Below are 22,673 nucleotides of genomic sequence, written 5' to 3' on the forward strand. Positions count from 1 at the left end.
TTACTGGGGGAGAGAATTTCAAACACCACTTGGGGCGCAATGTTGTCTTCCTCCCATTGTTTGTAACTGCCCCGGTCTCCATCGGGACGACCCAAGACCACCATGGCATCGGGGGCCTGACAAGGTGCAGGAGGACGCTCAACGGGAACCGGATACCAGAGCAAATCCCCAGCCACAAAGGCCATCTCATCCTTAAGAAGTTGTTTGAGATTGGTGACTAAACGGACAATCCAACGATACTGGAGCGTGTTTTCTGCCATCGGTTTACCGTCGGAGTCGGGGTAGAGCAGTTCTGAGGGGACAGGGGTGTGAACCATGAGTCCAGGTTGGAGTGAATCAACAGTGATTCTATTTTAATGTTGAACTTCATCATCGATCGCCGGGTTCAGACCCTAGAAATTAGAAGATTTCCTATAATTTGAAGCATGAATGGCTGTACCTAAACAGTGGGATGACTGCTATGACGATCGCCTCTGAGAAAACCCAAGCCCCCATCATCTACCCCGATTGCGACGGAAACCCCATGTCCGACAACACCAAGCAATTCCGTTGGATTGTCACGATTAAGGAGAACCTAGAAATTCTCTTTGCTGACCGCGACGATATCTTCGTAGCTGGAGATTTACTCTGGTATCCCCAGGAAGGTAATAATAAACTGCGCCAAGCCCCTGATGTCATGGTGGCGATTGGACGACCGAAGGGCGATCGCGGCAGTTATAAACAATGGGAAGAAGAGAATATTGCCCCGCAAGTGGTCTTTGAAATCCTCTCCCCCGGTAATCGCCTTAAAGAAATGGCGAAAAAGCTCAAGTTTTATGACCAGTATGGCGTGGAGGAATACTACATCTTCGATCCAGATCGCCTCGACTTTCACGGGTGGCTACGGGATGAAGCGGGTGGTCTCAGCGTCATCGACAGCCCCGAAACTTGGACCAGTCCCCGCTTAGGGATTCGTTTTGATCTACAAGACGACCAATTCACCATCTACCGCCCCGATGGACAGCGGTTTCTCACCCCCACGGAACTGGCTAAACAAGCTGAAGCTGAACGTCAGCGGGCCGATAATGCTGAGCAACGAGTGCGTGAACTGGAGGCTCGCCTACGACAACTGGGACAAGAGATAGATGAATGACTCTTAACCCGTCAACTTTGACGAGAGAAACCCCCAGTCTGAGGACAAACTGGGGGTTTGGGGTTGGATGCGATCGCAATACCGGGGAAATTAAGCCGGAACTAGGGCTTCTTCCAGGTGCATCCAGCGGACAAACCGCTCACCGCCGACTTCAACCACCACTTTGACGCGGGGTTCAATTTTGGGCAGGGCCGTGAGATATTCGAGTTCTTGACGGGAGAGAACCCGGCCATCGATAATCCAAAGTAATAGCCCCTTGCAGTCTTTGGGGAGATTCTCTAATTCTGTGGTCACGACTGGGGGGAGATAGGCGATCGGACCCACTGCACCATCGCCATAGTCTTTTTTCCCTAAGTGGGGCGGACGAACCCCGTGAACGCCCATCAGGTACGCCGCTAAGTCTCCTAAACCTCGAGCGTTGAGGGTGACGTTGCTATAGCCAGCGGCTCGGACTCGCCGTTGGTAGCGGCCGGCGAACCCGCCTTCGAGGGGAGCATAAACTGCTAAGGACCCGGCATTCTCCAAGTCTCGTAGAAATTTTTTACCGTTGATCAAGAGTCCCATAATGTAATTCGTAAGATTCTAGGTTGTCTAACTTGCGTGCAGGAACCGCAATTGTCGCTCAGACCTTAGTATAGACCCAAGCTTAGGCCGAGTCCTCAATCCCGAGGGGCGATCGCGAAGCGTGCGGGAGGGGCGATCGCGAAGCGTGCAGGAACTGCGATCGCACCCCAAACCATCGCCCCAGCCAAAAAAGATTTTAGATTCACCTAGACACTTGCCACAAAATACTATATATTAGGAAGTTGCGACTGAAACTCGTAAGAAGCGCTCGAACGACTCGACCTGAGTTGTTCATTGCATCGCGCCGCCTAAGTGGGACTGGCTAGTTTCCCAGCAAGGCATACCGGTCGCAAGCGTAGAGGCTTTTCCCAGCGTCTCAAACCCTAAGTTTGGGGCGATGCGGGAAGACGGAGATGGGTTGTTTAAGCTCTCCTAACCGAGACTTGAGCAGGTCAATCCGGGGATACTGGGTCAATTCCTAGCAAACTGCTGAATTTTCCTAAGTCTCAACCGAACCTAAACTCGGTCGCCTCGGAATCAGCTTTCGCGAAACCCCAGCCAACAAATCTGCGATCGCCAAGATCACACTCAGACGCACTCCAACCCCGGAGTGTCGTTCTAGCGTGACTTGGTGTTGGTCTGGCGCGACGTTGAACTCTCGGGCAAGATCGCAGCCCGCCTATCTTCAGTCTGTGTAGTGGCGAAACAAGGAGAAAGCAGTACCGTGTCTGTTGGGATTCTCGGCAAAAAGGTCGGCATGACCCAAATCTTTAGCGAAGATGGCAAAGCCATCCCCGTTACAGTCGTCGAAGCCGGTCCGTGTAAAATCACGCAAATCAAGACCAAAGAAACCGACGGCTACGAAGCCGTCCAAATTGGTTACGAGGACGTTAAACCTAAAAACCTTAACCAACCCTTACTGGGTCATCTGAAAAAATCCGATGCCCCCCCTCTGCGTCACCTCCGTGAATACAAACCGCAGAGTGTGAGTGAATATGAACTAGGGCAAACCCTCACCGTAGAGCTGTTCAGCGATGGTCAACTCATCGACGTGAGCGGCAACAGCATCGGTCGAGGCTTTGCCGGATATCAAAAGCGCCACAACTTCAAACGTGGGCCGATGTCTCACGGGTCAAAAAACCACCGCTTACCCGGTTCAACCGGCGCCGGAACCACCCCTGGTCGGGTTTACCCCGGTAAACGGATGGCCGGTCGTAAAGGCGGGAATCGCGTCACCGTGCGCAAACTCACCGTCGTCAAAACCGACCTCGAAAACAACCTAATCCTCGTCAAAGGTGCCGTTCCCGGCAAACCTGGCACAGTCTTGAGCATCAGTCCGGCCAACATCGTTGGTCAATCGTAAACGTCCCATCCTGGAACAAAACACAGACAATCAACATGGTTAATTGTGTCGTTCGCAACTGGCAAGGTGAAGAAGTGGGACAAGCTTCCCTTGACCTCAACGTTGCCAAAGAAGAAACCGCAGCCCACATCGTCCATCGCGCCCTCGTGCGTCAGATGGCGAATGCGCGCCAAGGAACCGCATCGAGTAAAACCCGAGCCGAAGTGCGCGGTGGCGGTCGCAAACCCTGGCGGCAAAAAGGAACCGGTCGCGCTCGCGCAGGTTCTATCCGTTCTCCCCTCTGGAGAGGTGGTGGTGTCATTTTTGGACCCAAACCTCGGGATTACAACCTCAAAATGAACCGCAAGGAACGGCGGCTCGCCTTGAGAACTGCCTTCCAAAGCCGCTCGGAAGACCTAGTTGTGGTCGAAGAGTTCGCCGAGGAATTTCCCCGTCCCAAAACCCAAGACCTGGCCGCGGCCCTCAAACGTTGGGGAGTTGAGTCCGAGCAAAAAGCCCTGCTAATTTTGCCCGAACTGCCCGACAACATCTATCTGTCGGCCCGTAACCTAGAGCGGTTAAAAGTCATCACCGCCACCAATCTCAACGTTTACGACCTCTTGCACGCCGACACCATCATTACCACGGCGGCTGGGTTAACCAAGATTCACGAGGTTTACAATGACTAAACCCCTTGACCCCCGTACCCTGCCCGACCTCATCAAACGTCCCATCATCACCGAAAAAGCGACCTTGCTGATGGAGACGAACCAATATGTCTTCGACGTGTCGCCCAAAGCGACCAAGCCGGAAATCAAAGCCGCTGTCGAACAAGTCTTTGATGTTAAGGTCATCTCCGTCAACACCAGCACCCCTCCTCGCAAGAAAAAACGAGTCGGACGCTTTGTCGGTTACAAAAGCCAATACAAACGGGCCATTGTGCGTCTGGCCGAGGGTGATAGCATCCCGCTGTTCCCCGACGTGTAACCCAGACCCGTCACCCAGACCTTTAACACCAATCGGTCCTTACTTAGCAAACCCCAGCCGAGGTCAATACTATGGGTATTCGCTCATACCGCCCTTATACTCCGGGAACTCGACAGGCGACCGTTTCGGACTTCGAGACCATTACCCGCGATAAGCCCGAAAAGAGCCTTACCAAATCCAAACACCGCGCCAAAGGTCGCAATAACCGAGGCGTGATTACCTGCCGCCATCGTGGTGGTGGACACAAACGTCGTTATCGTGTGATTGACTTCCGACGGGATAAACATAACATTCCCGCCAAAGTCGCTCAGATTGAATACGACCCCAACCGTAACGCCCGCATTGCCCTCCTGCATTACCTCGACGGCGAAAAGCGTTACATCCTGCACCCGACGGGACTCGCCGTTGGAACCCGGATTGTTTCCGGTCCCGAGGCTCCCATCGAAGTCGGCAATGCTCTACCCCTAGCGAACATTCCGTTAGGGACCACGGTTCACAACGTTGAACTCAACCCCGGACGCGGTGGACAAATCGTCCGCGCTGCCGGAACGAGCGCTCAGCTCGTGGCTAAAGAAGGCAACTTCGTCACCCTGAAACTGCCGTCAACGGAAGTTCGCATGGTGCGCCGTGAATGCTACGCCACCATCGGCCAAGTGGGCAACGCCGACGCGAGAAACCTAACCCTCGGTAAAGCTGGCCGTACCCGCTGGAAAGGTCGTCGTCCTCAAGTTCGAGGCAGCGTCATGAACCCAGTGGACCACCCTCATGGTGGTGGTGAAGGCCGCGCCCCCATCGGTCGCAGCGGTCCGGTTACTCCTTGGGGTAAACCCACCTTGGGCATGAAAACCCGCAAGAAAAACAAACAGAGCAGCAAATACGTGGTGCGGCGTCGCCGGAAGACCTCCAAACGGAGCCGGGGCGGACGCGAGAGCTAACACAGTCTCGTACTTTTGTCAAGCCCTTTGGGGCAAGCTTTGTTTTGTCCGCTAGACACCCCCCGTTTATACTCCCCGTTTGTAATACCTATGAGTCGATCGCTAAAAAAAGGCCCCTTCATCGCCGATAGCTTGATGAAGAAACTCGAGGCCCTCAACGCCAAAAACGAAAAACAGGTCATCAAGACCTGGTCTCGTGCCTCGACCATCGTGCCGCAAATGATTGGACATACCATCGCCGTCCATAACGGACGCGCTCATGTCCCCGTTTACGTCAACGAGCAGATGGTTGGACACAAACTCGGAGAATTCGCCCCGACGCGCACCTTCCGAGGTCACGCCAAAAGCGACAAAAAAGTCCGCCGATAACCTGAAAACGAGTAAGGAGAAGCCTGATGGCTGTCGATACCACTGAAGAAGTGAAGGCGATCGCGCGTTACGTCCGCATGTCCCCCAAAAAAGTGCGTCGCGTCCTCGACCAAGTTCGAGGCCGTTCCTATCGGGAAGCACTGATTATTCTGGAGTTCATGCCCTACCGCGCCTGTGAGCCTGTACTCAAAGTCCTACGCTCCGCCGTGGCTAACGCCGAGCATAACCAAGGACTCGACCCCCAAACCCTAGTCGTTAGCGAAGCCTTCGCCGACGAAGGACCCGGTCTAAAACGCTACCGCCCCCGCGCCCAGGGTCGCGCCTATGCCATTCGCCGACCCACCTGCCATATCACTGTGGCAGTGGCGCCTGACTACGAAGAAGACTAAGAGAGGACTCGACACTCGTGGGACAAAAGATTCACCCAACAGGTTTTCGCCTTGGGATCACCCAAGAGCACCGCTCACGGTGGTTTGCCGATAGCAAACGCTATCCCGAACTACTGCGCGAAGACCGTCTGATTCGGGACTATATCAGTAAAAATCTCAATAACGCCGGCATTTCCGAAGTCCACATCGAGCGCAAAGCCGACCAAGTGGACCTCGAAATTCGCACCGCCCGTCCCGGTGTGGTCGTCGGTCGTGGTGGCAGTGGCATTGAGAGCCTACGAACCAACCTACAAGCGCAACTCGGCGGAACCAACCGTCAAATCCGCATCAACGTCGTTGAAGTGGCCCGAGTTGACGCCGACTCTGGCTTGATAGCCGAATACATTGCCCAGCAACTCGAACGTCGGGTCTCCTTCCGTCGAGTTGTCCGCCAAGCCATCCAACGGGCTCAACGGGCTGGCGTCGAAGGCATCAAAGTGCAAGTGTCTGGACGGCTCAACGGCGCAGAAATTGCCCGAACCGAATGGACACGCGAAGGTCGAGTCCCCCTGCATACCCTGCGGGCTGACATCGACTATAGCTACCGCACCGCTCGTACCGTGTACGGCATCTTGGGCGTGAAAGTCTGGATTTTTAAAGGCGAAATCCTACCCGGACAAACCGATAAACCCGCTCCGAGCGCCCCTCAACCCCGTCGTCGCCAACAGCGTCGTCGCCAATTTGAAGACCGTTCCAACGAAGGATAAGCCTCAACCATTGCCTCGGCAATTGTGAGACCCATCCTGCCCTTGTCCACCGTTTGATCCGTTGATCATGCTTAGTCCCAAACGTACTAAATTCCGCAAACAACATCGCGGGCGGATGCGCGGCTTAGCAACCCGTGGGAACACCGTTGATTTCGGTGATTTCGGACTCCAGGCCTTAGAACCGTCCTGGATTACCTCCCGCCAAATCGAAGCCAGCCGTCGTGCGATGACCCGCTACATCCGACGCGGGGGAAAAATCTGGATTCGCCTGTTTCCCGACAAACCCGTTACGATGCGCCCTGCTGAAACCCGGATGGGTTCTGGTAAAGGGAACCCTGAATTTTGGGTCGCCGTGGTCAAACCCGGTCGCATGATGTTTGAAATCGCCGGGGTTCCCGAGGAAACCGCTCGGGAAGCGATGCGCTTGGCATCCTTTAAGTTGCCCATTAAGACCAAGTTTATCAAGCGCGAAGGAGAGTAAACCTAGCTATGGCTCTACCCCAAATCGAAGAGGTCCGCAACCTCTCGGCTGAACAACTCAACGAGCAGGTTCTCGACGTTAAGAAACAACTGTTTGACCTGCGTTTACAGCAGGCCACCGGACAGTTGGAGAAAACCCACCAGTTCAAACACCTGCGCCATCGTTTGGCTCAACTGTTGACGGTTGAAGGGGAACTCAAGCGCAAAGCGGCAGCAGAAGCAGCGTCTCAAGCCGCTTCTGCCGCGACTTCTGAAGCAGATTCTGAGGCATCTACTCAGTCTGCACCAGTGGTCGAAACCACAGAAGCGGCCCCAGCTCCTTCTGAAGCTGCCGCCGAAACCGCCGCTGAAGAGGAGTAGGAGCAGTGAGTTCACTGTAACCCTTCCCCCCCTGACACACTCTCATCCCCATTTGTTATGGCAGTTAAAGAAAGAATTGGTATCGTCGTCAGCAACAAAATGGATAAAACCGTTGTTGTTGCTGTAGAAACTCGGGTTCCTCACCCCAAATATGGGAAAACGATGGTTCAGACTCGTCGCTATAAAGCCCACGACGAAAACAACGACTGCAACGAGGGCGATCGCGTCCGTATTCGTGAGTCCCGCCCTCTGAGCAAACAAAAACGCTGGGTAATCGTCGAAACCCTCAGCCACGCCAGCGGAGTATAACCCTCCCCTGAGCCATTCCCTTGTTCACCGAACCCCCCATAAGGGAGACCGACCGTGATTCAAAAAGAAACCTACCTCAATGTAGCTGACAACAGCGGGGCGCGGAAGCTCATGTGCATCCGTGTCCTCGGGGGGAATCGTCGTTATGCCCACGTTGGCGACACTGTGATCGCCGTCGTTAAAGACGCACTTCCCAATATGCCCATCAAAAAATCGGACATCGTGCGCGCCGTCATCGTCCGCACCCGTAAAAATCTTTTGCGGGAAAGCGGTATGAGCATTCGCTTTGATGACAACGCCGCCGTGATTGTCAACCCCGAAGGAAATCCCCGAGGCACCCGCGTCTTCGGACCCGTGGCCCGCGAACTTCGGGAGAGAAACTTCACCAAAATTGTATCCCTCGCGCCGGAGGTCCTATAAATGGCTAAAAAACAACGCCAAACCACCCCCGTCCGCCACAAAATGCACGTCAAAACCGGCGATACCGTCCAACTGATTGCCGGTAAAGATAAAGGTAAAGTGGGCGAAGTCCTGCGAGCCATCCCTGAAACCAGTCAGGTGATTGTCAAAGGCGTCAACATTCGCACCAAGCATGTCAAACCCACCCAAGAGGGTGAATCCGGTAGCATCAATACCTACGAAGCTCCGGTTCACAGCTCCAATGTCATGCTCTACTCCAATAAAGAAAAAGTGGCGAGTCGGGCTTGCTACACCTTTACCGAAGACGGTCGTAAAGTCAGAAAGCTCAAAAAAACTGGCGAAATCATTGACTAACCATCAACTCGGGCGATCGCACCCCGAACCCCGTCCTGACCCAGACCAGGACATCATCCAGACATCACGATCATGACACAGCGACTCAAAACCCTCTACTTAGAGACCATTGTTCCGAAACTCAAATCCGAGTTTAACTACGAGAACATCCACCAAGTCCCCCGACTGTCTAAAATCACCGTCAACCGAGGCTTGGGTGAAGCGTCCCAAAACGCCAAAGCCCTTGAATCCTCCCTGCGGGAATTAGCCGTCATCACCGGACAAAAACCTGTGGTCACTCGTGCTAAAAAATCCATTGCTGGCTTTAAAGTCCGCGAAGGAATGCCCGTCGGGGTTATGGTAACGCTCCGTCGAGAACGGATGTATGCCTTTCTCGACCGACTCATCAGCATTTCCCTACCCCGGATTCGCGACTTTCGTGGCATCAGCCCCAAAAGTTTTGATGGTCGAGGCAACTACACCCTTGGGGTTCGAGAACAATTGATCTTCCCCGAAGTGGATTACGACAGTATTGACCAGTTGCGGGGGATGGACATTTCAATTGTCACCACAGCGAATAACGACGAAGAAGGTCGTGCTTTGCTCAAGGAAATGGGAATGCCCTTCCGCAGTAATTGAGGCAGGTTAGATAAGAGGAAACTATGGCGGCTAACGACACCATTGCAGATATGCTGACGCGCATTCGCAATTCAACCTTGGCGCGGCACGACACGACGCAAGTGCCGTCCACCAAGATGACGCGCAGCATTGCCCAAGTCTTACAAGACGAAGGCTTCATTTCAAATTTCACAGAAGACGGCGAAGGCATCAACCGCCATATCGTCATCTCACTCAAGTACAAAGGCAAACATCGTCAACCCACCATCAAGAAGCTTAAGCGCGTCAGCAAGCCGGGCTTACGAGTCTATTCCAACCGGAAAGAACTCCCCCGCATCTTGGGCGGAATCGGTGTTGCCATCATTTCCACCTCCCACGGGATCATGACCGATCGCGAGGCCCGTCGCCAAGGCGTTGGCGGAGAAGTTCTCTGCTACGTCTACTAGACCTCAGGGCTAGTTGCACCCGTCTCTCATCCCGTTCCACCCGTAAGACAACCGCAGAGAAACCGCAATGTCTCGAATTGGCAAACGTCCTATACCCGTTCCGAAGAACGTCACCGTTAACATTGACGGACAAGCCGTGTCCGTCAAAGGTCCTCTAGGGGAACTCTCACGAGACTTCCCCCGCGAAGTTAGCTTCACCCAGGAAGACGACGGAACGCTCCTGGTTACACGTCGTGATGAGTCCCGTCCATCCCGCGCTCGTCATGGACTCAGCCGTACCCTTCTGGCCAACATGGTCGATGGGGTCTCCAAAGGCTTTGAACGGCGACTCGAAATCCAAGGCGTGGGCTATCGTGCCCAAGTCCAAGGCCGGAAACTGATTCTCAATGTTGGCTACAGTCAGCCCTTTGAACTCAATCCGCCTGAGGGCATTGATATCAGCGTCGAAAGCAACACCAACGTCATTGTTAAAGGGATTAACAAAGAAATCGTTGGTAACGTCGCCGCTCAAATTCGTGGCGTGCGTCCCCCTGAAGTCTATAAAGGCAAAGGGATTCGCTACGCTGGCGAACAAATCCGTCGTAAAGCCGGGAAAGCCGGGAAAAAATAATTTCCTCTGGCGATGCCCTCAGGCTTTTAATTTCCCTTTACCTTCAGGCTTTTCAAACGCCGATTCCCTATTGTCACTATGAAACTGACCCGAAAGCAGTCCACCCATCGCCGACATCGTCGGATTCGCCGTAAAGTGCAGGGAACGACGGAACGCCCGAGAGTGGCTGTCTTCCGTTCTAACCAGCACATTTATGTCCAGGCGATTGATGATACCCAACATCACACCGTAGCGACCGCGTCTACCCTTGATCCCGATTTACGGGCCAACCTCTCGGGAAGCGCCACCTGTGAAGCTTCGGCCAAAGTTGGGGAACTTCTCGCCAAACGCCTTCAGGACAAAGGCATTGATAAAGTTGTATTCGATCGCGGGGGCAACCTCTATCACGGTCGAGTGCAAGCCTTAGCTGAAGCCGCTCGTGAAGCTGGCCTTCAGTTCTAAAACGTCTCTCAAACGTACTACGCACGACAGGATCCAACATGGCAGAACAACGCGATCGTCGCAAAAAAGGCAACCGTAACCGCGAAAAAGACTCCGAATGGCAAGAGCGCGTCGTCCAAATTCGCCGCGTCACCAAAGTGGTCAAGGGTGGTAAAAAACTCAGCTTCCGCGCCATTGTTGTCGTTGGTAACGAACGAGGACAAGTCGGTGTGGGTGTTGGTAAAGCCGGTGATGTCATCGGTGCCGTCAAAAAAGGCGTTGCCGATGCCAAAAAACATACCGTTACCGTCCCGCTTAACAAAGCCAGTTCCATCCCTCATCGGGTCAATGGAGAAGCTGGAGGCGCTCGTGTCATGATGCGTCCCGCTTCCGCTGGTACTGGGGTAATTGCTGGGGGTGCGGTTCGTACAGTCCTCGAATTAGCCGGTGTTCGCAACATCCTGGCTAAACAACTCGGTTCGAGTAACCCCCTAAACAATGCTCGCGCCGCCGTCGATGGACTCTCGGCCTTACGCACCTTTGGCGATGTGGCCAAAGAACGGGATATTCCGCTTGAGCAAGTCTTTTCTTAAAGACCGCTCTAGTCCGAACTCAATCCCCAAATTCGGTTAACAGTTGACCCCAGGGTTCGCTGTTTCCTAACGGGCGACCCCATGGGCACGCCCCCACCAAACTGTTCACTGTTCACTGTTATACATCATGAGATTACAAGACGTTCAGCCGCAACCCGGCTCTAAAAAACGCCGCCGTCGTCTCGGTCGTGGGATTGCTGCCGGACAAGGGGCAAGCTGCGGCAAAGGAATGCGCGGTCAAAAGTCTCGCTCCGGTGGCGGCACCCGACCGGGCTTTGAAGGGGGGCAAATGCCTCTGTACCGCCGCGTTCCGAAGCTCAAGCACTTTACGGTTATTAATCCGAAACAGTACACTGTTGTTAATGTGGGTCAACTGGCTTCACTCGAAGCCAACAGCGATGTCACCTTAGCCTCCGTGCTGGACGCGAATATTGTTAACTCCGCCCAAGGTCCCTTAAAAATCTTAGGTGATGGTGAGTTGACAGTTGCTCTGACCGTGACAGCGGCGGCCTTTACTCAAAGTGCCCGTCAGAAAATTGAAGCCGCTGGCGGTCGCTGTGAACTCATGACTGGGAACACCTCTGACAACAGCACTCAAGCTGACAGCGCTGAGTAGAGATAGGACAAGGACGATGGCAGCGACGCTCACAGGTATCAGCTAGAGGTTCCCGTTATGGTAGTCAATCGAGATAAAGCGCCAACGGCTCAGGAAACATTTATGCAGATGGCCCAGGCGGCCGGTCTTCGTGGCCGCATCCTGGTGACCATCGGGTTAATTTTTGTGGTCCGCCTGGGAATTTATCTTCCAGTTCCCGGCATTGACCGAGTGCGCTTCGCCGCTGATTTGCAGGGTAGCCCCTTTTTGGGACTCCTGGATGCGTTTTCGGGGGGAGGGTTACAAACCTTAGGGATTTTTGCCCTGGGGATTTTGCCCTTTATTAACGCCTCGATCGCCATTCAGCTCCTGACGGCGGCGTTGCCGACGTTGGAAGATTTACAGAAAAACGAGGGGGAAGCCGGACGACGCAAGATTTCCCAAATTACTCGTTATATCGCCCTTGGGGTCGCGATTCTGCAAAGTATCGGTATCGCCCTCTGGACGAGTGCCTATGCCTATAATCCGGGGCCGCTGTTCGTGGCTCAGACCATGATTGCTCTGGTCACGGGTGCAATGTTCGTGATGTGGGTCTCGGAGTTGATTACCGAGCGTGGCATTGGCAATGGTGCATCTCTGTTGATTTTTGTCAACATTGTGGCGGTGTTACCCGGTTCGTTGGGCAACACCATTCAATTGGCTCAACAGGACCAATCGGTGGTTGGGCGCGTGATTCTGCTCTTACTGGTGTTCCTCATCACCATTGTTGGCATTGTCTTTGTGCAAGAAGGCGCTCGACGCATTCCCATTATTTCGGCGCGTCGTCAGGTGGGTCGTCGTCTCTATCGTGAGCGCACGAACTATCTGCCGCTGCGTCTGAACCAAGGGGGCGTGATGCCGATCATTTTTGCCTCGAGTTTCTTGATTCTGCCGGGAATTATTGCCGGTGCGACGAACAATCCGACCTTGATTCGGATTTCTGAGTATCTTAGCCCCAGTGGTCCGACTCCTTGGCTCTATGCGGCGTTCTATCTGGTGCTGATTCTATTTTTCAGTTATTTTTACGCCTCGTTAATTCTCAATCCTGTGGATTTGGCGCAGAACCTGAAAAAAATGGGATCGAGTATTCCCGGAATTCGTCCTGGACGGGCCACAAGTGAGTATATTGAGCGGATTCTCAACCGGTTGACCTTCTTGGGGGCTGTGTTCCTGGGCTTGGTGGCGACGGTGCCGACGGCCGTTGAGAGTGCGACTCGGGTGACCACGTTCCAAGGTTTTGGGGCAACGTCCCTCTTGATTTTGGTGGGGGTTGCGATTGAGACCGCCAAGCAGATTCAAACTTACGTCATCTCGCAACGATACGAAGGAATGGTGAAATAAAGAACTATGCGTTTGATTTTTTTGGGACCGCCAGGAGCGGGGAAAGGGACACAAGCACAACGGGTTTCTGCACGTTTGGGAATTCCTCATATTTCCACCGGAGATATTCTCCGCGAGGCGGTAGCGAATCAAACGCCCTTGGGACAAAAGGCGAAGGCCTATATGGATCGAGGGGATTTGGTTCCGGATGAGTTGATTTTGGGTTTGGTTCGGGAACGACTCGAACAGGAGGATGCTCAACAGGGCTGGATTCTCGATGGGTTCCCTCGCAATTTGTCTCAGGCGAAGTTCTTGGATGAGTTGTTGGCTGAGATTGATCAGGCCTGCGATCGCGCGGTGAATTTCACGGTTCCTGATGAGGATATTGTGCAGCGACTGTTGGCCCGGGGCCGTAAAGATGACAAAGAGGAGACGATTCGTCATCGTCTGACGGTGTATCGCCAAGCCACGGCGCCTTTGATTGAGTTCTATGAGCAACAGTCGCGCTTGGTCTCGATCGATGGTAGCCAGGAGATGAATGCCGTTACCGAACATCTCAGCCAAAACTTGGCGGCGTGATACTAACTGCGAGGATTTGTCAAGGTATTTTACCTGATTTTTTCATAAAAATTTGATAAAATATCCAGGGAAATCCTGGGGAGCGATTGCGGTTCCCGCACGCTTCATGATTGCGGTTCCCGCACGTTTCACGAGCGCCCCAATTTGTTGAATTGAAAGGAGACCTACGTGGCTAAACAAGACCTCATCGAGATGGAAGGAACCGTAACCGAGTCCCTTCCCAACGCAATGTTTCGAGTCGATCTCGATAACGGCTTTAACGTTCTGGCCCACATTTCTGGGAAGATTCGCCGCAATTACATCAAAATTTTGCCTGGCGATCGCGTCAAAGTCGAATTGACTCCCTATGACCTCGAAAAAGGTCGTATCACCTACCGCTTGCGGAAAAAATAACTGAGATTGGCATCTCAGGGAACTTCCCTCGCTTCAGCAGCGCGTTACAAACGGCTCCGTTAGGAGTCAGTTTCCCTGTCGCGAAACCTGAAAATCAGTTATAATATCAAGTTTGTAAGTATTGCAACCGAAGTCATGAAAGTTCGAGCATCAGTCCGCAAAATGTGCGAAAAGTGTCGCGTGATCCGACGACGCGGGCGCGTTATGGTTATTTGCACAAATCCTAAACACAAACAACGTCAGGGCTAACAAGCCTGATCTGCCCCCACCCAAGTCTCATCCCCATCATACCGAAGCAAAAATCACCGAGAGGGCGGAGTTGGGTGAGAACGACCCCCACCCAGGTAACACCACTGAATTTCATCATAAGGAAGAAACATGGCACGGATTGCTGGAGTTGACCTCCCCCGCGACAAACGCATTGAAATTGGACTGACCTATATTTACGGCATTGGCCTAAAGCGATCGCAAGCGATCCTAGAGGCAACGGGCGTCAATCCCGACACCCGCGTTAAAGATCTCAGCGATAGTGATGTCGCTAACCTGCGGCAACATATCGAAGCCACCTACCAAATCGAAGGGGATTTACGTCGTTGGGAAACGATGAACGTCAAACGACTCGTGGATATCGGCTGTTATCGCGGTCGTCGTCACCGGATGGGACTGCCCGTGCGGGGACAACGCACTCGCACCAACGGCCGGACCCGTCGCGGCACTCGTCGCACCGTTGCCGGTAAGAAAAAACCCGGTCTGAAAAAATAAGTCCGATGCCCGTCCCAATGCCCGTCGTTAGAGTCGCCTCTCCCTCGGAGGTTCCCGACTCTGCCTCGGTCTTTGTCGCCAACCCACCGCGAACCTAACTCCTAACCACAACCTACATTATGGCCAGACAACCTAAAAAATCCGGTCCACGGAAGCAAAAGCGTAACGTCCCTAACGGCGTTGCCTACATTCAATCGACCTTTAACAACACCATTGTTACGATCACCGACGCTCGCGGCGAAGTGATTTCTTGGGCCTCTGCTGGGTCCAGTGGCTTCAAAGGGGCCAAAAAAGGAACCCCCTACGCCGCGCAAACCGCTGCCGAAAGTGCCGCTCGTCGTGCCGGTGACCAAGGAATGCGTCAAATTGAAGTCATGGTCAACGGCCCCGGTGCCGGTCGTGAAACCGCCATCCGCGCCTTACAAGGAGCGGGCCTAGAAATCACCCTGATTCGCGATATCACCCCGATTCCGCACAACGGCTGTCGTCCCCCCAAACGGCGACGGGTCTAACAGCGTTGGCGATCGCAACAACAATCGATCGCCCGCCGGTCAGCATACGCCGTGAGCAGGAGCAGACCCTGTCTCACGATGCACCAAGCTTCAAATGGGGAATCAGTATTCGGGAGGTCACGCCGTGGCGCAGTTTCAAATTGAATGTGTTGAAAGTAACACTGAAAAAGACCAAGGACAATATGGGAAGTTCACGGTCGAAGCCCTAGAACGGGGACAAGGAACCACCGTGGGGAATGCCCTACGGCGAGTCCTGTTGTCTAACATTGAAGGGACCGCCATTACGGCTGTCCGCATTGCTGGGGTTAACCATGAGTTCGCCACCATTCCAGGGGTTCGTGAGGATGTCCTGGAAATCTTACTCAACATGAAAGAGGTGGTCTTGAAAAACCACGGGAGTCAGCCCCACATTGGCCGTTTGATGGTTCAAGGACCAGCGATGGTTAGTGCGGAGCATTTTGATCTCCCGTCTGAGGTTGAACCGACCTCAGCCAACCAGTATATCGCTACCCTGGCTGAAGGGGCGACTCTGGAGATGGAGTTCAAAATTGAAACCGGAACCGGCTATCGCTCTGTCGATCGCAGCCGGGATGAAGGCGGCTCCCTCGATTTTCTGCAAATCGACGCCGTGTTCATGCCAGTGCGCAAAGTTAACTACACTGTAGAAGATGCGCGCATTGGTGGCTCCCTCGATAAAGATCGGCTGGTCTTGGAAATTTGGACCAATGGGAGTATTTCCCCCCAGGAAGCCCTCAGTCAAGCGGCCGGGATCTTGGTAGAGTTGTTCACGCCTCTGCAAGATATTACTCTCGAATCCCTCAAAGACGATTACACCCCCGACGAAGACCCCACCAGCCAAATTCCCATCGAGGAATTGCAACTGTCAGTTCGGGCTTATAACTGTCTCAAACGGGCTCAGATCAACTCCGTGGCCGATTTGTTGGATTACTCCCAAGAAGATCTCTTAGAAATTAAGAACTTTGGTCAAAAATCGGCTGAAGAAGTGATCGATGCGCTTCAACAACGCTTAGGGATTACCCTCCCTCAAGAAAAGGCCAAAGCCTAAGTTTCTCCGTCGTTTAGCTCAAGGTTAGCTCAAAGTATTATGCGTCACTCTTGTCGTGTCCCTCAACTCGGCAAACCTGCCGATCAGCGTAAAGCCCTGTTGCGATCGCTGACGACCGAGTTGATTCGTCATGGACGAATCACCACCACCAAAACCCGGGCCAAAGCCGTTCGCTCCGAAGCCGAACATATGATTACCTTGGCCAAAGAAGGAACCCTGGCGGCTCGCCGTCGGGCCTTGGGGTATCTGTACGATCCCCAACTGGTTCACGCCCTCTTTGCTGGGGTCAGTGAACGCTATGGGAATCGCAATGGCGGCTATACCCGCATTCTGCGCACTGTGAGTCGTCGCGGTGATAACGCAGATATGGCGATTATCGAACTGGTCTAAATTCATGGGCGATCGCGTTCCGATGCCAACCCAGCGGGTGGCCCTGGTGGTTCAATACCTCGGTCATCCCTTCTATGGTTGGCAACGACAATCCCATCATCGGACGGTTCAGGAAGAGCTGGAAACGGCGATCGCCAAGGTCTTAGGCTACCCGGTCACCATCCACGCCGCCGGGCGCACGGATACTGGGGTTCACGCCGCCGCCCAGGTTGTCCATGTGGACCTACACAGTCCCATTCCCGCCCACAAATGGGCCGTGGTGCTCAATAACACCCTCCCTGAGGGAATTCTCATTCGCGCCTCGGCCCCGGTCAGTTTCGACTGGCACGCCCGTTTTTCAGCAACTTGGCGGCGTTATCGCTATCTGTTATACACGGCAGCCCGTCCTAACTTGTTTATCGAGCCGTTTGTCTGGCATTACTATCGCGAACCCATCGATGAACAGCGGATTCGGGCCGCATTGACCCCCCTCCTGGGTCGTCAGCATCTCTCAGCCTTTCGTCGCGCCGGGTCTCCTCGTCCCCACTCTTGGGTGGATGTACAAGAGGTTTTATGCCAGCGACAGGGGCCGGTGGTCTGCCTAGAAGTTCAAGCCAGTGGATTTCTCTATGGCATGATGCGCTTACTGGTGGGGATGTTGGTTCAGGTGGCAACCGGACGGCGATCGCTCGACGAATTCCAGAACATCTGGAAGCACGAACGGCGGGAAGCCGTGAAGTATGCCGCCCCCGCCAAGGGACTATGCCTCTTAGATGTAGGCTATCCCGAGAGTCCGTTCCCAGATGAGGCGCGATCGCAGGCCATGCCTCACTTCCTATTTGACCCCTTATCTATCACGCCAGATCATTGATTATGACTGCAAAAACCCATATCCCACCTGTTGATTCCCTCGATCGCCAATGGTATGTCATTGATGCGACGAACCAACGCCTCGGCAGACTCGCCAGTGAAGTGGCTCAAATCCTGCGAGGCAAAAATAAAGCCAATTACACCCCCCACATGGATGTCGGCGATTTCGTCATTATCATTAATGCCGAAAAAGTCGCCGTCACCGGTAAAAAAAGCTCCCAGAAGCTCTATCGCCGCCACTCCGGTCGCCCCGGTGGTATGAAGGTCGAAACCTTCGCCAAACTACAGGCTCGCCTTCCTGAGCGAATTATTGAGAAAGCCATTAAAGGCATGTTGCCCAAACAAGCCCTCGGTCGGCAACTCTTTACCAAGCTCAAAGTCTATCGGGGACCCAATCATCCCCATGACGCTCAAAAGCCTCAAACCCTCGTCCTTGACACGAATACTGGAGAGAACTAATGGAAACTGACCAAAACCGCGTTGTATATTGGGGAACCGGACGACGCAAAGAAGCCGTTGCCCGTGTTCGTCTCGTCCCTGGAGATGGCCAACTCGTCGTTAACAAGAAACCCGGCGATCTCTATTTACAATTCAACCCGACCTATATTTCCAGTGCGAAGGCTCCCCTGGAAACCTTGGGCCTGGAAAATGAATACGATATTCTCGTGACGGTTCAAGGCGGTGGCTTAACCGGACAAGCCGACGCCATTCGTCTCGGGGTGGCTCGGGCCTTGTGCAAACTCGATCCCGATAACCGTCAACCTCTGAAGATTGAAGGCTATCTCACCCGTGACCCCCGCGCCAAAGAGCGGAAGAAATACGGCTTGCGCAAAGCTCGTAAAGCGCCTCAATACTCCAAACGTTAAGAGCGGGTTTGGGTTCTCCTTCGTCAAGGTCACGTTGCTGACGGACGAAGGGGGATTCGCGTTAAAATGGCCACAACTGGCTAGGTTAAACAGCGCCTCAGATAGCGCAACGCAGCCCCCTAACGAAAGACCGGCTCTAGCTCGGTTTTTGTTCACCCCCTGCATTCAAAAGAGATTAGAATCATGCCCAAAGAAGGAATTCACCCCGACTGGTACCCCGATGCCAAGGTGTATTGTAACGGTGAGTTAGTGATGACCGTTGGTGCAACTCAACCGGAAATCCATGTCGATGTTTGGTCCGGGAATCACCCGTTTTACACCGGGAATCAGAAGATTATTGATACGGAAGGACGGGTTGAGCGCTTCTTGCGTAAGTATGGTATGACCGATACTCGTGAAGAGAGCGATTCTCAGTCTTAGCAAGCCCCCGTTGTTGGGCGCGATGGCGGTTCCCGCACGCTTTGCGATTGCCGCGATCGTCGCCCTCTTTTTTTGATCAATGGCGCACCCCCAACTCCGTCACATTTTGAGAGAGCATCCAAGGGCATTATGGCTGAACAGTATTTATTAGACAAACTCAAATCCGTTGCACAAACGTTTCAGGAATTGACGAAACGGATGGCTGATCCTGATGTGGCCACGGATCCCGATGAGTTTCAGAAAGTGGCCAAGGCCCGGGCCTCTCTCGAAGAAACCGTCCTCACCTACGAGAAGTGGCAGCAGTTGACGCAGGAACTCAAGGGGGCCGAACAAGTGGTGAAAGACTCTGGCGGTGATCCTGAGATGCGGGAGATGGCTGTGCTGGAAGTTGAGGAGTTGCAAGCAGAAATTCAACGCCTCGAAGATCGCCTTAAGGTGTTGCTATTACCCCGCGATCCTAATGATGATAAGAACATCATGTTGGAGATTCGCGCCGGAACCGGTGGCGATGAAGCCGGAATTTGGGCCGGGGATTTGGTGCGGATTTATTCGCGCTATGCGGAAGGCCAACGCTGGAAAGTGGCGTTACTGAGTGAGTCTCCGGCGGATATGGGAGGCTTTAAGGAAGCAATTTTAGAGATTAAGGGCGATTCGGTGTACAGTAAGCTCAAGTTTGAGGCTGGGGTTCACCGGGTGCAGCGAGTTCCGGCGACGGAAGCTGGGGGACGGGTGCATACGTCGACGGCCACGGTGGCGGTGATGCCGGAAGTGGATGATGTAGAGATTAAGATTGATCCCAAGGATATTGAGATGTCGACGGCCCGTTCTGGGGGGGCCGGTGGCCAGAATGTGAACAAGGTGGAAACGGCGGTGGATTTGTTCCACAAGCCAACGGGGATTCGTATTTTTTGTACGGAGGAGCGATCGCAGTTACAGAACCGAGAACGAGCGTTACAGATTCTGCGCGCGAAGCTGTATGAGATGAAGTTACGGGAACAGAAGGAGGCGGTGACGTCGATGCGGCGGTCTCAGGTGGGGACTGGGGCGCGATCGGAGAAAATTCGCACTTACAATTATAAGGACACTCGGGTGACGGATCACCGTTTGGGTCAAAACTTTAATCTTGATTCGGTGTTGGAGGGAGATATTGAGCCAGTGGTGCAGGCTTGTATTACTCAGGATCAGCAGGAGAGTTTGGAACGGTTGGCTGAAGCGAGTAATACACCGACATCGGTTTAACTGTTCAAACTCGCTTAGGGTGAATGAAATATAGCATCTTAATCGAGACGTTGATAGTGTCGGAGTTCTTGTTGAGCTTCTTGGGTCATTTTTCGGCGTATCGAGAGGGGTAAAATCACCTCACCATTGGGTCGCCAATCCCGTAACCGCATCAAAACATTGATATCTCCCTCACGAATCCAACCGCGATAATAGGCATCTTCGGGGGAGCGATCGCGTAGCACTTGTAAGACCTCTTGCTGCTGGTTTGGGTCGGCGATCGCCTCAGTAATGACGGGAATTAGGTCAGCATAGCTGATGGCTTTGAAGGTGGGATGGCGTAGGGTATTATCCACATAGCGTTGAGCGAACGCCGAGGGAAACCGCATTAACAGCAAGGAACGGGGAAGATAAAAATTGAATCCCCAGGCGCGATCGAGTTCGCGACGGACAACATCGGCCTGGGGAAGTTCGCCATTGCGTCGCAGTTGTTTGAGAAAGGAGGGGATTTGTGGATCTCCCCAAGGAAGGATGGTTAGGCGATCGCTCTCGATGCGATCTAACCGATAATTATGCCAATTCAGACGACCATAGGGATCAATTCCATAGGCGCTGAGATATTTGGCTCGCCGCACATAATGTAAACAAACGGGATAGGTGATAATGGAAATCACCTTTTTAGCCGTGACCTGGTACTCAAATTGAATCACTCCCGCTAAAGGAAGCCGCCAGAGTTGTTCGAGTTGTTCTTGATATGTGTCCACTCGATCTTGGGTGTCTGGGGGCAAAATATAGTCGAGGTGAATAAAGGTATGGCCACCATCAGAACCTGATTCTAACAAGTTTTGAGACCCCTGGGAGATGAGATAGTCCCACAGGCGTTCAATCACTAATTCAAGATTCGGTTGAACAAAGGAAATTGACTCTAAAATGGGTAAGAGTTGACGAATTTGTGGCTGGGTTAATAGGTCTAAATCTGGGGAACTTGACGTTGAAAATTGGGGTAACTTTTCCGCCGCAACGCATTGAAATTTGCCTCGGGGTTGTGCTGTTAACCAGCCGAGTTGAGCCAGGTGTTTCAGGTCATCTCGTAGGGAACGGTGAACGGTGGCGAAGGGACAACTGCTGAGGAGATCTTGGATTTCGTGGGGATTGAGTCCCGTGTAATGCTGGATTTGGTCACACCACTGGGGTTCCGAGAGGTCCCATTGGCGGGAAAACAGGAGGCTGCGGCTGCTGCGGTGACAGAGACATTGGCCATCGCCACAATGGTGGTTGAGATGGTCGGCGCTGCTGTGGTCATGTTTGGGGTGGCTGGCGGCGAAGAGGCGATCGCGCAAGAGAGGATAGCCAAAGGTGTTGGGGAGGTCTTGGGACCAGTTGGGTTGGCTTCCATAGAAGCGATCGACCCACCACCAGAGGCGAATCGAGCGTTGTAGGCGGTTGGCGAGTTGTCCGGCGGCGAATCCTTGTAAGACCTCAGGCGTCGCGGCGGGAACTCGGATCTGTGTCATAAGGTTAGAAGACCCCCGTTCAATCTGGATGTTAGAGTAACACAATCCATGTCGTGAGGGTTTGTTCGGTGACAACCGGTTCAATTGGGATTCAGTTCCAACTCCGCCGAGGTCAATCTCCCCAGGGATTGGACTATCAGGTGTTACAGATTCAATTGACGGATTCGATTGTCGGTCCTGATGAGTTGGGTGCGATCGCGCTTCCGAAGGGGATTGATACACGAATTGGCGTGATTTTGGATGGACGGGCCCCCATTTGGCTGTACGGCTACCTCATCCATGAATTGCATCCGACGGCTTGGGTGGCCTGTCATGATCCCCGCCTGGGTGGGGTGGTCGTGGCGACTCATGTGAAGGGGGTGCAGGTGGGTGAGGTGATTCCTTTGCTTCCAGATGGCGATCGCTTGCATCCAGCGTTAATGGTGGTGGGACCGCCGGATAGTGGTAAAAGTGTGTTTTCCCATCGTTTATTTCAGACACTTCTGGCCAATTACCCGAATATTTACCTACAACGAGCTAATTGGGATGGGGAGGGAAACTACACCTTGGAACTTCCTCCAGACCAAGATCCCGAGGTGTTTAAGGCGGCGAATAAGGGAGGATTAACGGAGCGATTTTTTCCTTATCATGCCAATTCAATTTTGGCACTACGTCGGCAAAAAGATTTAACAATTGTTGATGTGGGGGGGATGGTTCAGCCGGAGAAACAGCCGATTTTAGAGGCCTGTACGCATTATCTGATTATCAGTTCTCGGCGGGAGGAGGTGGAACGTTGGCATGAATTTTGTCGCGATCGGGGTAATTTGACTCCAGTGGCAGTGATTCATAGTACTCTGGAAGAATGCGAGGTCATTCACCAGGAGCATCCAGTCCTTGAGGTGACTTGTGGCCCCTGGATTCGCGGGAATGCTTGTCCTGTTCCTGATCTGGTGTTGGCTGAAATTCAGAAATTGCTTCCGAGTACGTCTCAGTCAAATTGTTAGTGGTGATGGCTTCTATGACATCTTCTTTGGTACATGGCAGGTTTGAGAGGTTTTCATTGGACTTTTTGTAGTACACAGTAGTTTTACTGTGTTTGATTTTATCGCATATTATCG

General features: G+C 53.3%; 36 protein-coding genes. 33 read left to right on the plus strand and 3 right to left on the minus strand.

Features of this window, described 5'->3' with window-relative positions; all coding sequences use genetic code 11:
- Positions 1–317 (minus strand): Uma2 family endonuclease (locus R6U67_RS09425; protein WP_410252313.1); only part of this gene is annotated, 317 nt, incomplete at its 3' end.
- A 143-nt stretch (positions 318–460) separates the two neighbouring features.
- Between R6U67_RS09425 and R6U67_RS09430 the strand changes: the two genes are divergently transcribed.
- On the plus strand, positions 461–1,132 hold the full coding sequence (locus tag R6U67_RS09430; RefSeq protein ID WP_410252328.1) for a Uma2 family endonuclease: 672 nt from the start codon (positions 461–463) through the stop codon (positions 1,130–1,132).
- 90 nt (positions 1,133–1,222) lie between these two features.
- Here R6U67_RS09430 and ndhN read toward each other — a convergent pair whose 3' ends face one another.
- Positions 1,223–1,696, minus strand: coding sequence for an NAD(P)H-quinone oxidoreductase subunit N (gene ndhN / locus R6U67_RS09435; protein WP_087706056.1), 474 nt, complete (start codon positions 1,694–1,696; stop codon positions 1,223–1,225).
- A 724-nt stretch (positions 1,697–2,420) separates the two neighbouring features.
- Here ndhN and rplC point away from each other — a divergent pair.
- The 31 genes from rplC (at position 2,421) to prfA (ending at position 20,083) form a co-directional block, all read left to right on the plus strand.
- Positions 2,421–3,059, plus strand: a complete 639-nt coding sequence (gene rplC, locus R6U67_RS09440; RefSeq protein ID WP_410252329.1) for a 50S ribosomal protein L3 — start codon at positions 2,421–2,423, stop codon at positions 3,057–3,059.
- Between the two features lie 35 nt (positions 3,060–3,094).
- The gene (rplD, locus tag R6U67_RS09445; RefSeq protein ID WP_410252314.1) at positions 3,095–3,727 is read left to right on the plus strand and encodes a 50S ribosomal protein L4; all 633 of its coding nucleotides are present in this window, start codon (positions 3,095–3,097) and stop codon (positions 3,725–3,727) included.
- Complete coding sequence (locus tag R6U67_RS09450; RefSeq protein WP_087706052.1) at positions 3,720–4,025, plus strand: 50S ribosomal protein L23; 306 nt, start codon at positions 3,720–3,722, stop codon at positions 4,023–4,025. Before rplD ends, R6U67_RS09450 begins: the two co-directional genes overlap by 8 nt.
- 71 nt (positions 4,026–4,096) lie before the next feature.
- Positions 4,097–4,960: a 50S ribosomal protein L2 gene (rplB, locus tag R6U67_RS09455; RefSeq protein WP_087706050.1), complete on the plus strand. Its 864-nt coding sequence runs from the start codon at positions 4,097–4,099 to the stop codon at positions 4,958–4,960.
- Positions 4,961–5,050: 90 nt separating this feature from the next.
- Entirely contained in the window at positions 5,051–5,329 is a 279-nt protein-coding gene (gene rpsS / locus R6U67_RS09460) for a 30S ribosomal protein S19 (protein ID WP_068787955.1), read from the plus strand.
- A gap of 26 nt (positions 5,330–5,355) precedes the next feature.
- Entirely contained in the window at positions 5,356–5,718 is a 363-nt protein-coding gene (rplV, locus tag R6U67_RS09465) for a 50S ribosomal protein L22 (protein ID WP_410252315.1), read from the plus strand.
- A gap of 17 nt (positions 5,719–5,735) precedes the next feature.
- Positions 5,736–6,464 carry a 30S ribosomal protein S3 gene (rpsC, locus tag R6U67_RS09470; RefSeq protein ID WP_068787957.1) on the plus strand — a complete coding sequence of 243 codons (729 nt, stop codon included), beginning with the start codon at positions 5,736–5,738 and terminating at the stop codon, positions 6,462–6,464.
- Positions 6,465–6,531: 67 nt separating this feature from the next.
- The gene (rplP, locus tag R6U67_RS09475; RefSeq protein WP_068787958.1) at positions 6,532–6,945 is read left to right on the plus strand and encodes a 50S ribosomal protein L16; all 414 of its coding nucleotides are present in this window, start codon (positions 6,532–6,534) and stop codon (positions 6,943–6,945) included.
- An 8-nt stretch (positions 6,946–6,953) separates the two neighbouring features.
- Positions 6,954–7,304 (plus strand): 50S ribosomal protein L29, encoded by a 351-nt coding sequence (rpmC, locus tag R6U67_RS09480; protein ID WP_410252316.1) that lies wholly within the window; start codon positions 6,954–6,956, stop codon positions 7,302–7,304.
- Between the two features lie 57 nt (positions 7,305–7,361).
- The gene (rpsQ, locus tag R6U67_RS09485) at positions 7,362–7,613 is read left to right on the plus strand and encodes a 30S ribosomal protein S17 (protein WP_410252317.1); all 252 of its coding nucleotides are present in this window, start codon (positions 7,362–7,364) and stop codon (positions 7,611–7,613) included.
- A 54-nt stretch (positions 7,614–7,667) separates the two neighbouring features.
- Positions 7,668–8,033, plus strand: a complete 366-nt coding sequence (rplN, locus tag R6U67_RS09490; RefSeq protein ID WP_068787960.1) for a 50S ribosomal protein L14 — start codon at positions 7,668–7,670, stop codon at positions 8,031–8,033.
- Positions 8,034–8,387: a 50S ribosomal protein L24 gene (gene rplX / locus R6U67_RS09495; protein ID WP_068787961.1), complete on the plus strand. Its 354-nt coding sequence runs from the start codon at positions 8,034–8,036 to the stop codon at positions 8,385–8,387.
- Positions 8,388–8,459: 72 nt separating this feature from the next.
- Positions 8,460–9,005: a 50S ribosomal protein L5 gene (gene rplE / locus R6U67_RS09500; RefSeq protein ID WP_068787962.1), complete on the plus strand. Its 546-nt coding sequence runs from the start codon at positions 8,460–8,462 to the stop codon at positions 9,003–9,005.
- Between the two features lie 23 nt (positions 9,006–9,028).
- Positions 9,029–9,430: a 30S ribosomal protein S8 gene (gene rpsH / locus R6U67_RS09505; protein ID WP_087706039.1), complete on the plus strand. Its 402-nt coding sequence runs from the start codon at positions 9,029–9,031 to the stop codon at positions 9,428–9,430.
- Between the two features lie 67 nt (positions 9,431–9,497).
- Positions 9,498–10,040 (plus strand): 50S ribosomal protein L6, encoded by a 543-nt coding sequence (gene rplF / locus R6U67_RS09510; RefSeq protein ID WP_087706038.1) that lies wholly within the window; start codon positions 9,498–9,500, stop codon positions 10,038–10,040.
- 78 nt (positions 10,041–10,118) lie between these two features.
- Entirely contained in the window at positions 10,119–10,481 is a 363-nt protein-coding gene (gene rplR / locus R6U67_RS09515; protein ID WP_068787965.1) for a 50S ribosomal protein L18, read from the plus strand.
- A 38-nt stretch (positions 10,482–10,519) separates the two neighbouring features.
- Positions 10,520–11,053, plus strand: coding sequence for a 30S ribosomal protein S5 (rpsE, locus tag R6U67_RS09520; RefSeq protein ID WP_170188084.1), 534 nt, complete (start codon positions 10,520–10,522; stop codon positions 11,051–11,053).
- Between the two features lie 127 nt (positions 11,054–11,180).
- On the plus strand, positions 11,181–11,669 hold the full coding sequence (gene rplO / locus R6U67_RS09525; protein WP_410252318.1) for a 50S ribosomal protein L15: 489 nt from the start codon (positions 11,181–11,183) through the stop codon (positions 11,667–11,669).
- 57 nt (positions 11,670–11,726) lie between these two features.
- Complete coding sequence (secY, locus tag R6U67_RS09530; protein ID WP_410252319.1) at positions 11,727–13,028, plus strand: preprotein translocase subunit SecY; 1,302 nt, start codon at positions 11,727–11,729, stop codon at positions 13,026–13,028.
- A gap of 6 nt (positions 13,029–13,034) precedes the next feature.
- Positions 13,035–13,586, plus strand: coding sequence for an adenylate kinase (locus tag R6U67_RS09535; protein ID WP_410252320.1), 552 nt, complete (start codon positions 13,035–13,037; stop codon positions 13,584–13,586).
- Positions 13,587–13,754: 168 nt separating this feature from the next.
- Positions 13,755–13,979 carry a translation initiation factor IF-1 gene (gene infA, locus R6U67_RS09540; protein WP_068787970.1) on the plus strand — a complete coding sequence of 75 codons (225 nt, stop codon included), beginning with the start codon at positions 13,755–13,757 and terminating at the stop codon, positions 13,977–13,979.
- Positions 13,980–14,114: 135 nt separating this feature from the next.
- Entirely contained in the window at positions 14,115–14,228 is a 114-nt protein-coding gene (gene rpmJ, locus R6U67_RS09545) for a 50S ribosomal protein L36 (RefSeq protein WP_071591960.1), read from the plus strand.
- A 129-nt stretch (positions 14,229–14,357) separates the two neighbouring features.
- Complete coding sequence (gene rpsM, locus R6U67_RS09550) at positions 14,358–14,741, plus strand: 30S ribosomal protein S13 (RefSeq protein ID WP_410252321.1); 384 nt, start codon at positions 14,358–14,360, stop codon at positions 14,739–14,741.
- 119 nt (positions 14,742–14,860) lie between these two features.
- Complete coding sequence (rpsK, locus tag R6U67_RS09555) at positions 14,861–15,253, plus strand: 30S ribosomal protein S11 (protein WP_068787972.1); 393 nt, start codon at positions 14,861–14,863, stop codon at positions 15,251–15,253.
- Between the two features lie 124 nt (positions 15,254–15,377).
- Complete coding sequence (locus R6U67_RS09560; protein WP_410252322.1) at positions 15,378–16,319, plus strand: DNA-directed RNA polymerase subunit alpha; 942 nt, start codon at positions 15,378–15,380, stop codon at positions 16,317–16,319.
- 39 nt (positions 16,320–16,358) lie between these two features.
- A complete protein-coding gene (gene rplQ, locus R6U67_RS09565; RefSeq protein WP_410252323.1) occupies positions 16,359–16,709 on the plus strand; it encodes a 50S ribosomal protein L17 in 351 nt (116 codons plus the stop codon).
- A 4-nt stretch (positions 16,710–16,713) separates the two neighbouring features.
- Positions 16,714–17,559 carry a tRNA pseudouridine(38-40) synthase TruA gene (gene truA / locus R6U67_RS09570; protein ID WP_410252324.1) on the plus strand — a complete coding sequence of 282 codons (846 nt, stop codon included), beginning with the start codon at positions 16,714–16,716 and terminating at the stop codon, positions 17,557–17,559.
- A 2-nt stretch (positions 17,560–17,561) separates the two neighbouring features.
- Positions 17,562–18,017 (plus strand): 50S ribosomal protein L13, encoded by a 456-nt coding sequence (rplM, locus tag R6U67_RS09575; RefSeq protein WP_068787976.1) that lies wholly within the window; start codon positions 17,562–17,564, stop codon positions 18,015–18,017.
- On the plus strand, positions 18,017–18,424 hold the full coding sequence (gene rpsI, locus R6U67_RS09580) for a 30S ribosomal protein S9 (RefSeq protein ID WP_068787977.1): 408 nt from the start codon (positions 18,017–18,019) through the stop codon (positions 18,422–18,424). Before rplM ends, rpsI begins: the two co-directional genes overlap by 1 nt.
- A 183-nt stretch (positions 18,425–18,607) precedes the next feature.
- Positions 18,608–18,844 carry a 50S ribosomal protein L31 gene (gene rpmE, locus R6U67_RS09585; protein ID WP_068787978.1) on the plus strand — a complete coding sequence of 79 codons (237 nt, stop codon included), beginning with the start codon at positions 18,608–18,610 and terminating at the stop codon, positions 18,842–18,844.
- A gap of 129 nt (positions 18,845–18,973) precedes the next feature.
- Positions 18,974–20,083 carry a peptide chain release factor 1 gene (gene prfA, locus R6U67_RS09590; RefSeq protein WP_410252325.1) on the plus strand — a complete coding sequence of 370 codons (1,110 nt, stop codon included), beginning with the start codon at positions 18,974–18,976 and terminating at the stop codon, positions 20,081–20,083.
- 38 nt (positions 20,084–20,121) lie between these two features.
- On the opposite strand, the gene R6U67_RS09595 is transcribed toward prfA, so the two are convergent.
- A complete protein-coding gene (locus tag R6U67_RS09595) occupies positions 20,122–21,576 on the minus strand; it encodes a TIGR03985 family CRISPR-associated protein (RefSeq protein WP_410252326.1) in 1,455 nt (484 codons plus the stop codon).
- 68 nt (positions 21,577–21,644) lie between these two features.
- Between R6U67_RS09595 and crn3 the strand changes: the two genes are divergently transcribed.
- Complete coding sequence (crn3, locus tag R6U67_RS09600) at positions 21,645–22,559, plus strand: CRISPR-associated ring nuclease Crn3/Csx3 (RefSeq protein ID WP_410252327.1); 915 nt, start codon at positions 21,645–21,647, stop codon at positions 22,557–22,559.
- Positions 22,560–22,673 lie beyond the last annotated feature (114 nt).

The sequence above is a fragment of the Sodalinema sp. genome, from assembly GCF_046483825.1.
Taxonomy (GTDB): Bacteria; Cyanobacteriota; Cyanobacteriia; order Cyanobacteriales; family Geitlerinemataceae; genus Sodalinema.

Excerpts from the sequence above, each read along its gene's own strand:
- R6U67_RS09430 (WP_410252328.1), top strand. The coding sequence starts at position 461 with ATGACGATCGCCTCTGAGAAAACCCAAGCCCCCATCATCTACCCCGAT.
- ndhN (WP_087706056.1), bottom strand. The coding sequence starts at position 1,696 with ATGGGACTCTTGATCAACGGTAAAAAATTTCTACGAGACTTGGAGAAT.
- rplD (WP_410252314.1), top strand. The coding sequence starts at position 3,095 with ATGGTTAATTGTGTCGTTCGCAACTGGCAAGGTGAAGAAGTGGGACAA.
- R6U67_RS09450 (WP_087706052.1), top strand. The coding sequence starts at position 3,720 with ATGACTAAACCCCTTGACCCCCGTACCCTGCCCGACCTCATCAAACGT.
- rplB (WP_087706050.1), top strand. The coding sequence starts at position 4,097 with ATGGGTATTCGCTCATACCGCCCTTATACTCCGGGAACTCGACAGGCG.
- rpsS (WP_068787955.1), top strand. The coding sequence starts at position 5,051 with ATGAGTCGATCGCTAAAAAAAGGCCCCTTCATCGCCGATAGCTTGATG.
- rplV (WP_410252315.1), top strand. The coding sequence starts at position 5,356 with ATGGCTGTCGATACCACTGAAGAAGTGAAGGCGATCGCGCGTTACGTC.
- rplP (WP_068787958.1), top strand. The coding sequence starts at position 6,532 with ATGCTTAGTCCCAAACGTACTAAATTCCGCAAACAACATCGCGGGCGG.
- rpmC (WP_410252316.1), top strand. The coding sequence starts at position 6,954 with ATGGCTCTACCCCAAATCGAAGAGGTCCGCAACCTCTCGGCTGAACAA.
- rpsQ (WP_410252317.1), top strand. The coding sequence starts at position 7,362 with ATGGCAGTTAAAGAAAGAATTGGTATCGTCGTCAGCAACAAAATGGAT.
- rplX (WP_068787961.1), top strand. The coding sequence starts at position 8,034 with ATGGCTAAAAAACAACGCCAAACCACCCCCGTCCGCCACAAAATGCAC.
- rplE (WP_068787962.1), top strand. The coding sequence starts at position 8,460 with ATGACACAGCGACTCAAAACCCTCTACTTAGAGACCATTGTTCCGAAA.
- rpsH (WP_087706039.1), top strand. The coding sequence starts at position 9,029 with ATGGCGGCTAACGACACCATTGCAGATATGCTGACGCGCATTCGCAAT.
- rplF (WP_087706038.1), top strand. The coding sequence starts at position 9,498 with ATGTCTCGAATTGGCAAACGTCCTATACCCGTTCCGAAGAACGTCACC.
- rplR (WP_068787965.1), top strand. The coding sequence starts at position 10,119 with ATGAAACTGACCCGAAAGCAGTCCACCCATCGCCGACATCGTCGGATT.
- rpsE (WP_170188084.1), top strand. The coding sequence starts at position 10,520 with ATGGCAGAACAACGCGATCGTCGCAAAAAAGGCAACCGTAACCGCGAA.
- rplO (WP_410252318.1), top strand. The coding sequence starts at position 11,181 with ATGAGATTACAAGACGTTCAGCCGCAACCCGGCTCTAAAAAACGCCGC.
- secY (WP_410252319.1), top strand. The coding sequence starts at position 11,727 with ATGGTAGTCAATCGAGATAAAGCGCCAACGGCTCAGGAAACATTTATG.
- R6U67_RS09535 (WP_410252320.1), top strand. The coding sequence starts at position 13,035 with ATGCGTTTGATTTTTTTGGGACCGCCAGGAGCGGGGAAAGGGACACAA.
- rpmJ (WP_071591960.1), top strand. The coding sequence starts at position 14,115 with ATGAAAGTTCGAGCATCAGTCCGCAAAATGTGCGAAAAGTGTCGCGTG.
- rpsM (WP_410252321.1), top strand. The coding sequence starts at position 14,358 with ATGGCACGGATTGCTGGAGTTGACCTCCCCCGCGACAAACGCATTGAA.
- rpsK (WP_068787972.1), top strand. The coding sequence starts at position 14,861 with ATGGCCAGACAACCTAAAAAATCCGGTCCACGGAAGCAAAAGCGTAAC.
- rplQ (WP_410252323.1), top strand. The coding sequence starts at position 16,359 with ATGCGTCACTCTTGTCGTGTCCCTCAACTCGGCAAACCTGCCGATCAG.
- truA (WP_410252324.1), top strand. The coding sequence starts at position 16,714 with ATGGGCGATCGCGTTCCGATGCCAACCCAGCGGGTGGCCCTGGTGGTT.
- rplM (WP_068787976.1), top strand. The coding sequence starts at position 17,562 with ATGACTGCAAAAACCCATATCCCACCTGTTGATTCCCTCGATCGCCAA.
- rpsI (WP_068787977.1), top strand. The coding sequence starts at position 18,017 with ATGGAAACTGACCAAAACCGCGTTGTATATTGGGGAACCGGACGACGC.
- rpmE (WP_068787978.1), top strand. The coding sequence starts at position 18,608 with ATGCCCAAAGAAGGAATTCACCCCGACTGGTACCCCGATGCCAAGGTG.
- prfA (WP_410252325.1), top strand. The coding sequence starts at position 18,974 with ATGGCTGAACAGTATTTATTAGACAAACTCAAATCCGTTGCACAAACG.
- R6U67_RS09595 (WP_410252326.1), bottom strand. The coding sequence starts at position 21,576 with ATGACACAGATCCGAGTTCCCGCCGCGACGCCTGAGGTCTTACAAGGA.